The 12,866-nt window shown below is 43.7% G+C and carries 10 protein-coding genes and 1 pseudogene; 6 read left to right on the forward strand and 5 right to left on the reverse strand.

The genetic code is table 11. The features are described from left to right. Positions 1 to 299: 299 nt before the first annotated feature. Positions 300 to 1,214: pseudogene (gene aspS, locus AB4496_RS17005) on the forward strand (aspartate--tRNA ligase); the annotation flags it as partial. 337 nt (positions 1,215 to 1,551) lie between these two features. Here aspS and AB4496_RS17010 read toward each other — a convergent pair. Next, positions 1,552 to 2,886, reverse strand: a complete 1,335-nt coding sequence (locus tag AB4496_RS17010) for an MATE family efflux transporter (protein WP_102257564.1) — start codon at positions 2,884 to 2,886, stop codon at positions 1,552 to 1,554. A 215-nt stretch (positions 2,887 to 3,101) separates the two neighbouring features. Here AB4496_RS17010 and AB4496_RS17015 point away from each other — a divergent pair, with 215 nt between their 5' ends. The 4 genes from AB4496_RS17015 to AB4496_RS17030 all read left to right on the forward strand — a co-directional run bounded on the left by AB4496_RS17015 (position 3,102) and on the right by AB4496_RS17030 (position 7,666). Further along, entirely contained in the window at positions 3,102 to 3,392 is a 291-nt protein-coding gene (locus AB4496_RS17015) for a co-chaperone GroES (RefSeq protein WP_004733324.1), read from the forward strand. Positions 3,393 to 3,444: 52 nt separating this feature from the next. Next, positions 3,445 to 5,091 carry a chaperonin GroEL gene (gene groL / locus AB4496_RS17020; protein ID WP_009847924.1) on the forward strand — a complete coding sequence of 549 codons (1,647 nt, stop codon included), beginning with the start codon at positions 3,445 to 3,447 and terminating at the stop codon, positions 5,089 to 5,091. A 340-nt stretch (positions 5,092 to 5,431) separates the two neighbouring features. Then, positions 5,432 to 5,989, forward strand: a complete 558-nt coding sequence (locus AB4496_RS17025; RefSeq protein ID WP_009847923.1) for a VC2662 family protein — start codon at positions 5,432 to 5,434, stop codon at positions 5,987 to 5,989. Positions 5,990 to 6,262: 273 nt separating this feature from the next. Next, on the forward strand, positions 6,263 to 7,666 hold the full coding sequence (locus AB4496_RS17030) for a diguanylate cyclase (RefSeq protein WP_372131442.1): 1,404 nt from the start codon (positions 6,263 to 6,265) through the stop codon (positions 7,664 to 7,666). A 43-nt stretch (positions 7,667 to 7,709) separates the two neighbouring features. Here the strand turns inward: AB4496_RS17030 and dusC are convergent, their stop codons facing one another. Together dusC and AB4496_RS17040 are read right to left on the reverse strand one after the other, a co-directional pair. Then, the gene (gene dusC / locus AB4496_RS17035) at positions 7,710 to 8,666 is read right to left on the reverse strand and encodes a tRNA dihydrouridine(16) synthase DusC (RefSeq protein WP_017099046.1); all 957 of its coding nucleotides are present in this window, start codon (positions 8,664 to 8,666) and stop codon (positions 7,710 to 7,712) included. A gap of 70 nt (positions 8,667 to 8,736) precedes the next feature. Further along, complete coding sequence (locus AB4496_RS17040) at positions 8,737 to 9,279, reverse strand: prepilin-type N-terminal cleavage/methylation domain-containing protein (protein WP_009848626.1); 543 nt, start codon at positions 9,277 to 9,279, stop codon at positions 8,737 to 8,739. Positions 9,280 to 9,497: 218 nt separating this feature from the next. Here AB4496_RS17040 and AB4496_RS17045 point away from each other — a divergent pair, with 218 nt between their 5' ends. Then, a complete protein-coding gene (locus AB4496_RS17045; RefSeq protein WP_009848625.1) occupies positions 9,498 to 10,118 on the forward strand; it encodes an SEC-C metal-binding domain-containing protein in 621 nt (206 codons plus the stop codon). 125 nt (positions 10,119 to 10,243) lie between these two features. Here AB4496_RS17045 and dsbB read toward each other — a convergent pair whose 3' ends face one another. After that, a complete protein-coding gene (gene dsbB / locus AB4496_RS17050) occupies positions 10,244 to 10,768 on the reverse strand; it encodes a disulfide bond formation protein DsbB (protein WP_009848624.1) in 525 nt (174 codons plus the stop codon). 131 nt (positions 10,769 to 10,899) lie between these two features. Then, positions 10,900 to 12,492 (reverse strand): Na(+)/H(+) antiporter NhaB, encoded by a 1,593-nt coding sequence (nhaB, locus tag AB4496_RS17055; protein WP_009848623.1) that lies wholly within the window; start codon positions 12,490 to 12,492, stop codon positions 10,900 to 10,902. Positions 12,493 to 12,866 lie beyond the last annotated feature (374 nt).

Raw genomic sequence — 12,866 nt, forward strand, 5'->3', positions numbered from 1 at the left:
TTTTATCTCGAACAAAATTTAACCACGAAAGGTCAACGCGCCCTAAAATCTACTTTACGAGAGTTTTGCTGATTAAGGTACTTTCGAGATATAATTATCGCAATTTTTTCGGTTTTGATGAATCTTTGCGCACTTGATGGGCTAAAAAGCAGCAAAGCCAGATAAAACACAATAAATTCGAATGTGGAAGGTCGATTTTAAGCGAGTTTCCGCGTATAAATGTTCCTTTGCTCTGTTGTGTGGAATGACCACTGACAGCTTGGAAATTAGTAAATAATTAAGAGATTGGGAAATTCATTATGCGTACCCATTACTGTGGTAACCTGAACAAGTCCCTGGCGGGACAAACTGTAGAATTGTGCGGCTGGGTAAACCGTCGCCGTGATTTAGGCGGTCTTATCTTTATCGATATGCGAGATCGTGAAGGCGTCGTTCAGGTTGTTGTCGATCCAGATATGAAAGATATCTTCCTGATCGCTAACCAACTGCGTAATGAATTCTGTATCAAGTTTACTGGTGAAGTACGCGTTCGTCCGGACAGCCAAGTAAATAAAGATATGGCGACGGGTGAAGTTGAGCTTTACGCAACTGGCCTTGAGATCATCAACCGTTCAGAAGCGCTTCCACTAGACTTCAACCAAACGAACTCTGAAGAGCAGCGTCTTAAGTACCGTTACATCGATCTTCGTCGCCCAGAAATGAGCGACCGTATCAAGCTTCGTGCACGTGCTTCTAGCTTCGTTCGTCGTTTCTTAGACGAGAACCTATTCCTAGACATCGAAACGCCAGTACTAACGAAAGCGACACCTGAAGGCGCTCGTGACTACCTGGTACCAAGCCGTGTTCACAAAGGTAGCTTCTACGCACTTCCTCAATCTCCTCAGCTGTTCAAGCAACTGCTGATGATGTCTGGTTTTGACCGTTACTACCAAATCGTTAAATGTTTCCGTGATGAAGATTTACGTGCTGACCGTCAGCCTGAATTTACTCAAATCGATATCGAAACATCTTTCATGACTTCTCAAGAAGTGCGTAACGTGACTGAGAAGCTTGTTCACGATATGTGGAAAGAACTTCTAGATGTTGAACTAGGTCAATTCCCAGTAATGCCTTTCTCTGAAGCGATTCGTCGTTTCGGTTCTGATAAGCCAGATCTACGTAACCCACTAGAGCTAGTGGACGTTGCTGATTTGGTTAAAGACGTTGAGTTCAAAGAAGGCGGTAAACTGTCTGATCTTGCACCAACGATGCTTTCTCTGTCTGGTATTGATATCCCAGTTGAAATGTCAGGTGACGTGATCGTTAAGTAGTTACTGTTTTAGATAAATAGTTTTAACTTTCATTGAATACTAGAACGGCTGCGCGTGAGTGTAGCCGTTTTTTTGTATCTGGAGTTTGAGGAATAGATTATCGTTTACTCGTTACCTTCTTATCCCGTCATTCCAGAATTGAGGAACGAAATATCTGGAATCTTATGTTTAGTATAGCTTGTCATACATAAAGAGAGATTCCCTATCACGCTCGTCCCTCGCTGTAGGCAATAACAGAGAGTTATTTGCTAGCTTGAGCTCTCACACGAAGCGCAAACAAATACCCTGAAATACCCCCCATGATGTTCCCTAATGCTAAGCCGATAAACAACCCTTCGACGCCATCAATTTGGCTGCCTATCCAAGCAAACGGCAATGTAAATACGAACAGGCGCATGAAGCTCCATTGAAAGGCTTTGAGTGGTTGATGCATGGCATTCATCGCGCTGAGCAGCATCATTACAATGCCTTGGAATCCATAGCTAAAGGGGACAACTAACAAGTAATGCCACAAGATGCCTCGCACAGACTCTTCTTGAGAAAATAGGGCGGCTAAAGGGATGCTCAATGGCACCATCATTAAGAAAATCAAACCTTGGAACATCACCGCAAAGCGCATGCTTAAGAACAGAGCTTTGAAACTACGCTGTGGATTATCAGCGCCAAAGTTCTGTGCCATGAAAGGCGTGAGGGCAGAAGTTAAAGACATCAACACGATGATCAAAATTGATTCAATACGCTGGGCAGCTCCGTAAGCTGCCACTGCTTCTGTTCCTTGTTTGGCTAACATCATCATGATTATGGCGCCAGCAAGTGGGTTCAGAGCATTAGAAAGAGCAGCGGGTGTGCCGATGGTTAAGATCTGTTTCCAGTCATCGATGATGCTTTTTAGTTTGGGCGGAGCAAGCAGTTTTGCTCGTATGGATAACACATACAGTGAACCACATAACGCACCAAACCAACTGAAGCCACTGGCAATGGCTGCGCCCTGAATCCCTAGCTCTGGGAAAGGACCGTAACCGAAGATCAGCAGCGGGTCGAGAATGCCGTTAATAAGGCCGGCCAGCATCATAATCTTGGCGGGTGTTTTGGTGTCGCCACTGGCTCGTATTGCGCTGTTGCCTGCCATAGGAATAACAAGCAGCGGTATCGCTAAATACCAAACCGACATGTACTCGGATATCAGTGGCAGTAACTCGGGTTCTGCCCCCAATAAGGCAAACATGGGTTCAAGTGTTACAAGCCCCAGAGTTGATGCAAAACCAACAAGAAGCACCGCAAGTAATAAACCGTGACAAGTAAAGCGAGCTGCATTTTGCGCGCAACCTTGGCCAAGTAATCTTCCAATACATGTCGACAAGCCAATGCCTATGCCCATGGTAATGCAGTTTATGGCGAAGGTGACTGGGAAGGTAAAGCTCACCGCTGCGAGTGCTTGTGTGCCGAGCAATGAGATAAAGAAAGTATCGACAAGGTTAAACATCAAGATCGCCACCATGCCGAAGATAGTCGGTATGGTCATGGTGCGTAGAGTCTGTGCTATCGGGGCCGTGAGAAGCCCATGCTTATCTTGCATGTAAAACGCCGTTGGAACTAAAACCGTAGGATAAACAGATGTGGGATACGAGTAAACGAAAAGCAAGGAAAGATGAGGGGTGAGAATCTGCTCTTTCGATCACAATTTTTTCTTTCCCCCCTTGGGTTCTTCCACATCGCCCCAACATACTCTTTAACCCCATGCCAATCGTGGCAACTATCATATTAAATGGAAATTATCAGGAGATACGACCGATGAATATCCGTCCTCTACACGACCGAGTTATCGTTGAGCGCCAAGAAGTTGAATCTAAATCTGCTGGTGGCATCGTTCTAACAGGTTCTGCCGCTGAAAAATCAACGCGCGGTACTATTCTAGCTGTTGGTAAAGGCCGCATTCTAGAAAATGGTTCAGTACAACCATTGGACGTTAAAGTTGGCGATACCGTTATCTTCTCTGAAGGCTACGGCACTAAAACTGAAAAGATCGACGGCAAAGAAGTTCTGATCATGTCTGAAAACGACATCATGGCGATCGTTGAGTAATCCGACCCATCAAACTGAACTGACTGAATAAAGAATTTTAAAGGAAATTAAGATGGCTGCTAAAGACGTTAAATTTGGTAACGACGCACGTATTAAAATGCTAGAAGGTGTAAACGTTCTGGCTGACGCAGTAAAAGTAACGCTAGGTCCTAAAGGCCGTAACGTTGTTCTAGACAAATCATTTGGCGCACCAACGATCACGAAAGATGGTGTTTCAGTTGCACGTGAAATCGAACTTGAAGACAAGTTCCAAAACATGGGCGCACAAATGGTTAAAGAAGTGGCTTCGCAAGCGAATGACGCGGCGGGCGATGGAACAACGACAGCAACAGTATTGGCTCAGTCTATTATTGCTGAAGGCCTAAAAGCCGTTGCTGCTGGCATGAACCCAATGGATCTTAAGCGCGGCATCGACAAAGCGGTTATCGCAGCTGTTGAAGAGCTGAAGAACCTTTCTGTTCCTTGTTCAGACACGAAAGCTATCGCGCAAGTAGGTACTATCTCTGCGAACTCTGATTCGACAGTGGGTAACATCATTGCTGAAGCGATGGAAAAAGTAGGTCGTGATGGCGTTATCACGGTTGAAGAAGGTCAGGCTCTGCAAGACGAGCTAGACGTAGTTGAAGGTATGCAGTTCGACCGCGGTTACCTATCTCCTTACTTCATCAACAACCAAGAAGCCGGTTCTGTTGATCTTGAAAGCCCATTCATTCTTCTAATCGACAAGAAAGTGTCGAACATCCGTGAACTTCTTCCGACTCTAGAAGCAGTTGCTAAGGCATCTCGTCCACTTCTTATCATCGCTGAAGATGTAGAAGGCGAAGCACTAGCAACTCTTGTTGTGAACAACATGCGCGGCATCGTTAAAGTGGCTGCAGTTAAAGCACCTGGTTTCGGCGACCGTCGTAAATCTATGCTGCAAGACATCGCAATCCTAACGGGCGGCACGGTTATCTCTGAAGAGATTGGCCTAGACCTTGAAAAAGTAACGCTAGAAGACCTAGGTCAAGCTAAGCGCATTACTATCACCAAAGAAAACTCAACTATCATTGATGGTGCGGGCGATGAAGTGATGATCAAAGGTCGCGTTTCTCAAATTCGTCAACAAATCGAAGATGCAACGTCTGACTACGATAAAGAAAAACTTCAAGAGCGCGTAGCTAAGCTAGCTGGCGGTGTTGCAGTAATCAAAGTAGGCGCTGCAACTGAAGTTGAGATGAAAGAGAAGAAAGACCGCGTAGAAGATGCACTTCACGCAACTCGCGCTGCTGTTGAAGAAGGTGTGGTTGCTGGTGGTGGTGTTGCACTTATCCGCGCTGCATCTAAAGTTGCTGGCCTTGAAGGCGACAACGAAGAGCAAAACGTAGGTATCCGTGTTGCACTACGTGCAATGGAAGCGCCTATTCGTCAAATCACTAAGAACGCAGGTGATGAAGAGTCTGTTGTTGCTAACAATGTTCGTGCTGGCGAAGGTAACTACGGTTACAACGCGGCTACTGGCGAATACGGCGACATGATTACAATGGGTATCCTAGATCCAACTAAGGTAACTCGTTCTGCACTTCAGTTCGCAGCATCCGTTGCTGGTCTTATGATCACAACAGAAGCGATGATCACTGATAAGCCACAAGATTCTGGCCCTGCAATGCCTGATATGGGTGGCATGGGCGGTATGGGGGGCATGGGCGGCATGATGTAATCATCCCCCTTTCTCGTAACAGAGAAAGTCATACATAAGCTTTAGAAAACGGAGACTTCGGTCTCCGTTTTTTTATGCTTTGAAATCGTCACTCCCGACAGCGAGGCACGAGCGTGATAGGGAATCTTTATCGTCTACTTATAGAAACCTGACTGCCGATGGTTACTCTTGCCTCTCATGATATCCTCCGCTCAATATTGCTCTTTATGATTTTGGGTCTTATATTCAATGGTACAGTTATGACATTGATTTAACATGGATAGCTGTTGAGTGAAGGACAATAAATACTTGATTGAATATAGATTAATCAAGTCAACAATAAGTCAGTGGAGACTCCCCAATGAAAAAATTACTTTCAGTACTTGCTGTATCTGCAGCGGTAATGGCACCGGCAGCATTTGCTTCTTCGCCTGTTATGTTTTCAACGATCAATGGTTTCAACGCTCCGGATTCAGATGCGGTTGGCGGTGTACGTCTGGCTCTGCTTCACGGGCAAGTCAATGACCTTAAAGGTGTCGACCTTGCAGTTGTTGGTATGTCTGAGACGCAAACCACAACAGGTGTGAACCTTGGTATTTTTGGTGCATCAAAAGTAAACCAAGAAATGACAGGTGCTTCACTAGGTTTCTTTAACTGGAACACAGGTAAAACAACAGGTGTTAACCTAGGTGCTGTTAACATTACTAATGATGTAAAAGGCGCGAACGTGAGTTTCGTAAACTATTCTGAAGGGAACACTATGGTGGATGTTGGCGCTGCGAACCTTTCAGAGGTGTCGACGGTTCAGGTTGGTATCTTCAACAAAACCAATAAAATTGAAGGTGTACAGATTGGCCTGATCAACTGTGCTGACAATGGTTTTTTCCCGTGCTTCCCAATTGTGAATTTCGCTAAGTAAGACGGTAGCCGCGCTGGTTTCAATATTGGTGAGCGACGTTCTTACCAAGGCTTAAAGCTATCCATGATTGAACCTATCAACGCCTTTACTTCTATGTTTAGGCGTTATTTTACATCTGCTATCTCACTCCTTAAACGTTACTGTAAGCATGTTGTTTTATACTCTTGTTGCGATGTTCTCACTTGTGGGTACAATGTGCGCTAAATTTTCAACGATGACTTACATGCTTTGATTAATCCCCATACCGTCGATTTTAAAAAGGCTTTCTTAAGTCTGACCGCCAGCTTTTTAGTGGTTTTTAGCTTGTTACTTGTTGATTCAGCGGAAGAGTCAGAAAAGCAGTATGGAATTGAAAACCAAGGCGTGACACGCTCTTTAGCGGAGCTTACACAGATTATTAATGCTCTTGAATATAATATTACCGCACTTTATCCGCTGCATGGGGATGCCTACGTATTCTCACATGAGCAAAAGGTCGAAGGTGATACGTGTTACTTCATTAGTGAAGAGCAAGCTGCCCCTAGATTTGATTTTATGTTCTCTGGCCCAAGTGAGATGTGCGATCTAAAGTCGGATCTTCATTTAGAAGCTGGTAGGCGCATGTTTATCGCACCCACCATGGCTTACTTTGCGAATACCATTGATACCATCTCTGCGATTTACTTTATCTCCAAAGATAAATTTATTATATCGTCGCCTTCCGATTTCGCCCGTTACATTAAAGGTGACACCTTTGATTCAGTCGTCAATAGTCGCCCTTATTGGGTGAATACGATTCGTTTTGGCTTAGCTCAGGGTCAAGATCAAGTGGTGTATACCGGCCAATACGATGACTACCTAACAGGGAAGAAGGTAGTGACCTTAACCAAAGGTATCTATGTTGATGGTGAGTTTAAAGGAGTACTCGGTGTTGATGGTTACGTCTCTAATCTCGTCTCTAATCCCGTTCATGGATACAAGGTGACGAGCGCAAGAGGAGTAAACAAATATGGGCTGTTGGACTTTACCTATTCACGACCTTTGTACGTCGATGGAATTAATACTGAGTTATACCTGACTATTGAAGAAGGAAAGAGTGAGCATTTTTTACATTTGCTGGAACTGGAGCGGGTTCAATTACTGATTTTGTTAGCTTTGTACTTTATCTCAGCACTATGGTTGTGGCGGTTTTATACCAAGCAAGAGCACAAGCGATTGAAGAATTTAGCGATGCTCGACCCATTGACTGGTTTATATAATCGGCGTGGTTTTGAAGCTCGGTTGCTGAACCAAAATGAGGAGCCAATTATTGGTGTTGGCGTATTTGATATCGATGATTTCAAAGTGGTGAATGATCAGTATGGTCATAAGGTGGGAGATGAGGTGATTTGCCATGTTGCTCAGTTAATGCTGAACAGCGTTAGGCAGAAAGATATCGTGGCGAGATTTGGTGGTGAAGAGTTTGTCGTTTATCTAAAAGGTGATGATCGTGAAACGTTAATGAGGACATTAGAGCGTGTTAAAAATGCTGTCTGTGCGAACTCAGCTAACATTGTACCTAATGGTTTTACTGTCTCTGGTGGTGTTTGCATTACTGAAGCTGAGCATAACAACCTAAGCTTTGAAGAGATATTCAAACACGCGGATGAAAAGTTGTACGTGGCTAAGACGACAGGTAAAGACCGTATCGTATTTTAACCACGCTATTGAACTTCTATGCTAGAGAAGAAGGGCAACTAACTCACACAGTTTGGCGATGTTCCTCTTGATAACGCTGAAGGCGCTCTACAATAGGTGGCGCTTTCTTGAAAGTACGAATTTCTTTAAATAGTTCGTTCGCTTCAGGGTAGCCTTTACTTAGATAAACAAACCACTGCTTCACTCTATTGGGGTAGTACATGCCTTTGTCCCCTTTTATTTGAAACTCTGAATAGCGTAGCAAAAGTTCGATGACTTTATTCCACGGCATTTTTGGGTGGTTGTGTTTAACGACGTTGCCAAGATTTGGAATGTTGAAAGCGCCACGGCAAACCATCAATGAATCGACGCCAGTGGCTTCTATGCAATCTTGACCATCTTGATAGTTCCAGATTTCCCCATTAGCAATCAAAGGTAGAGACGTTTTTTCTCTTATTTGATTGATGTAATCCCATTTAATTTCGCTGGCTTTATAGCCGCCAACTTTGGTTCTTGCATGCACAGTGAGTTCGTCTGCCTTTGCTTGTTCGATAGCGTCGACAATTTCAAAGCACTCTTCCGGGTGCTCCCAACCCAATCGAATTTTTGCAGATACGGGAATGTGTGCTGGCACCGCATCTCGACAAGACTTCACCACTTGATAGATGAGTTCTGGTTCTTTTAGCAGTGACGCACCGCCATTACTTTTGTTTACCGCTTTTGCAGGGCAACCAAAATTAAGATCAATGCCTTTAGCGCCTAAACTAGCAGCTTGAAAAGCATTCTCGGCCATCCAATTTGGGTGTTGTCCTAGAAGCTGGAGATGGATTGGAACACCAGCCATGGTTTGAGAGCCTTGATGCAATTCAGGGCAAATACGGTGAAAAACATGCGGAGGAAGAAGTTGATCAACTACGCGCACAAATTCCGTCACACAGAGATCGTAATCATTGATCTCTGTGAGAATTTCACGCATTAGATGGTCTAAAACGCCCTCCATAGGGCCAAGTATTACTCGCATTTGCTTTACCGAAACTGAATGGATCGAAAATTAAGACGCGTGATTGTACGGGCAAGTTAAAAGCTTGTCACTATGAGCTAGGTGAATCTGACGTAACAGTTATTTCACCGGTTAGAGGGAAGTAGTTGAGCCTTGGTAAATCTTCGCCTAGCGAGTAACCATCAGTGTAGTAGTAATAGCAGCTTGGATCTGATGTATACCAAGCAACGATCGGTTCTTCTGAAGGGAATACTGAGCTACCGTGATCTCTAACGGTGAGGTCAGTATTCATGAGCGCCCGCCAAAGCCTTGCGCAGTCACTCCCTCTAATTGCAGTCCCCGAATTAATCGGTAGTTGATCAACAGCGATTGGAAAACCAGTCGATGAAGGATAAACGCTGCCTTCACCATAATCGACATCTTGATTAAAATCAGGCTCTCCATCAACAAGCCACTGTGAGTGGTAAAGGTTAACCGCAGTTCGAAAAGAAGAAAAAGCACCTTGAGCTATAGCTTCATGGCTATCGCGTTGGTAATTTAGAAAGCGAGGAGCTGCGGTAACGGCAAGTATGCCTAAAATAACGACGACAGAGACCAGCTCTATCAAAGTAAAACCATTTTGGTGTTGTTTCATAATGTATTCTATATGTAACTAAATATTTCAGTGACTCTTTTACACTTCAAACTTAAATTTTCAAAATGAAATAAGTTTAGTTTGCTGAATTGAACTAAAGATAATGTTTGCGTGGCTACTGGTAGGTGTAATTAATCATAGAGCTATACGAATAATTACTAATTGTTAGCCTTGTGGGTATAATGGAGACAACAGAATTGACCGACTAGTGAAGTAATATGAAGTATCAATTATTGAGTCTTCCTGACTCAATTAACGACGTAACAGCCCAGTTTGTAGAAGGTGCTATATTTGCATCTAACCTTGCAACTAAACCTCTTGATCCAGAGGCTTGGTTACCTATAGCTATTCCTGAAACTGGTCAGGACTTCGTTCCTCAAGTCACCGAGCAAATTAATCGCCAACATAACCTCATTCAGCGAAGTGAATATTTGCTTACAGAAGTGCTTGATGCAGATAATTTTGCTGAACAGCTAGCCGATTTTTCTGAAGGTTTTATGATGGTCTGGCCGACGATTGAAGAACAGTGGCAGGAAACGTCAATCGCAGATGGCACATTACGCATGCTACAAGCAATGTTAACAACATTCATGCTGGCGATTGATGAAGAACAGACAATCGAGCAAATGAAAGCAGCTGGATTAGAAACCCCGCCAACTTTGAATGATCTAGTCGGGCAAGTCGATTTGATGGTGACAGAAGTTGCGCTAGCAGCGGATGAAGCGATGCTCGGAAATAAATCTCAAAGTGTGAATCCGTTTAAGGGCATCGGCCGAAATGATGTTTGCCCGTGTGAAAGTGGTAAAAAGTTTAAACAGTGCTGTGGTAAAAACAGCTAATCGAGACTTGTTGATAGATTAAGCTTGAATGAGCATTAGATTCTCTTTAAGTGATAAAAGCTTAAGCAATAAAAAAGTCGACCTCGTGGTCGACTTTTTCGTTTCTGAACATTATGTGCTAATTGTTAGTCATTCTTCGATTTAACGAATTGAGAAATCACTACAAAACCGAAAGCAACCAAGTTACCCGCGAAGATAATCACTAGCCATTGAGGCATTGAAAGTTCTAAGAACTGCCATACAACCTTGCTGCAGTCGCCGTAGGCCTCAAACATCCACGGAGCCCATTGGTTTAGAGGTGCCCAGCTAGGGAAGGTCACGAACAGGTCACAGGTAGCGAAAGGAGACGGGTTAAACTGGTAGTCAACGTGCTCTAAAGCAAGCATCAACCCTTTATACGCACCTAACCCCCAACCAAGTAGACCTAGCCAACGTGAAATCGGATTATGCGGGGCAATAGCACCAATCATTGCTGCGATGCCGATAGCGAGCATAGCAACGCGCTCGTAGATACACATTACGCAAGGGCCAAGCATCATCACGTGCTGAAAGAAAAGAGCACATGCTTCAAAAAAGACAATAAAAGCCAGCAGTAAAAGCCAAGATAAACGTCCCTTAGAGAAGTCTTTGAGCATTGCAAAAAAGTTCACGAATTTAATCCTGTCAATAAAATAAAAAAGCCCTGATTACTCAGAGCTTTTTATCTTGGATAAGTTTCCTAATCAACTAATATTTTTGATTAGTTAGATGCACCTATTGTGTTTAGCGATAGAAATCCGGGTTAGTGGCCACCGGAGATAACTGGAGCTACCACTTCACCCGTACGGTGAATGATCCAACCTGCATCATAGAACCATGCTGTCATCGGTTCTACGAAGAACACAATACCGGCAAGGCCAACAAGTGCTAATACGAGAGTATATGGCAAAGCCATGATGACCATGCGGCCGTAAGACAGTCGAATTAACGGAGCAAGTGCTGACGTTAATAGGAATAGGAATGCAGCTTGGCCGTTTGGCGTAGCAACAGAAGGTAGGTTGGTACCTGTGTTGATAGCAACAGCAAGCAGATCAAATTGGTCGCGAGTGATGACGCCTTCAACCAGAGCTGTTTTAACTTCGTTGATGTAAACCGTACCGACGAATACGTTGTCTGAAACCATCGACAAGATACCATTGGCTACGTAGAAGAGTGCGAGCTGTGCGCCTTTATCTTCAACGTGAAGTACAGCATCGATTACTGGCTTAAATAGAGCCTGGTCGATGATTACAGCAACAACCGCAAAAAAGACGGCAAGAAGTGCGGTAAATGGCAGTGCTTCTTCAAAAGCTTTACCCATCGAGTGCTCTTCAATTACACCTGTAAACGCTGTAGCTAAGATGATCACTGAAAGGCCAATCAAACCGACTTCAGCGACGTGAAGCGCAAGGCCAACAATAAGCCAAACTGCGATTGCACTCTGAACCCATAGTTTAGCTACATCTTGTTTTGTACGATTTGCGCGTTCTTTGTTGTCAAATTCAACTAAGATTTGGCGAACGTTATTTGGCAGCTCTGCACCGTAGCCAAACACTTTGAATTTCTCGACAAGTGCACAAGTTAAAATACCACAGAAGAAAACAGGCAGTGTAACTGGCAGCATGCGGATAATAAATTCCCCGAACTCCCAACCCGCTTGCTTAGCAATTACTAAGTTTTGTGGTTCACCTACCATGGTCATTACACCACCCAGAGCAGTACCAACACCGGCGTGCATAAGTAGTGAACGTAGGAATGCGCGGTAGTTTTCAAGGTCATCACGAGTTAGCTCAGAGATCTCTTCATCATGAGTATGATCGTGCGCAGACGTTGTGCCCTTACCTGATGCAACCTTGTGGTAGATAGAGTAGAAGCCCACTGCAACGCTAATGACTACGGCGATTACTGTCAGCGCATCTAGGAAGGCAGACAAGAATGCTGCGGCGACACAGAAAGCGACAGAGAGTAGAATTTTGGATTGGATACCGAGCAGGATCTTCGTAAAAATGAACAGAAGTAGTTCTTTCATGAAGTAGATGCCAGCAACCATGAATACTAGTAAGAGTAATACTGGTAGGTTTGCTTGTAGCTCATGATAAACCATTTCTGGTTTAGTCATGCCAATGGCGACGGCTTGAATTGCCAATAAGCCACCGGGTTGGAGAGGGTAGCACTTTAGAGCCATAGCTAGAGTGAAAATAAACTCAACCACTAATAGCCAGCCCGCAACGAATGGGTCAACTAGGAAAAAAACAAACGGGTTGATGATTAAAAAGGAAATGATGGCAAGTTTATACCAATCAGGAGCTTTACCAAGGAAGTTTTTGATAAAAGCGTTTCCGAGAGACATCGGCATGTTAATACTCTTTTATGTTGATTATGAATAGACAAGCAATACAACATTTTGAGAATCGAGCTGTAGGTTTAGTTAAAACCTATAACTAACAGTGACTTAGAAAAACTACATTCCATGTAATGTTCTGTGGTCTTGCCAAGTCACTCCCTTAGAAACTCAAGCACTGCTTATTTTTGAGCGCAACTCTACTCTTAGATAACATTTAGTCAACAGGAAAACCCCTGTAGCACTAAAAATACCTCTTTTTTGTTGAGAAACGCGATCAAAGTAGCGCAAGCATACCACTTAAAATGTGATAAAAACCGACTAGAATCAATATTTCAGCGAAATGATTAAAATTTACAGAATAACGACGGATTATATATGATTATTAC

The sequence above is a fragment of the Vibrio sp. 10N.222.46.A1 genome (assembly GCF_041473595.1).
GTDB lineage: Bacteria > Pseudomonadota > Gammaproteobacteria > Enterobacterales > Vibrionaceae > Vibrio > Vibrio tasmaniensis_A.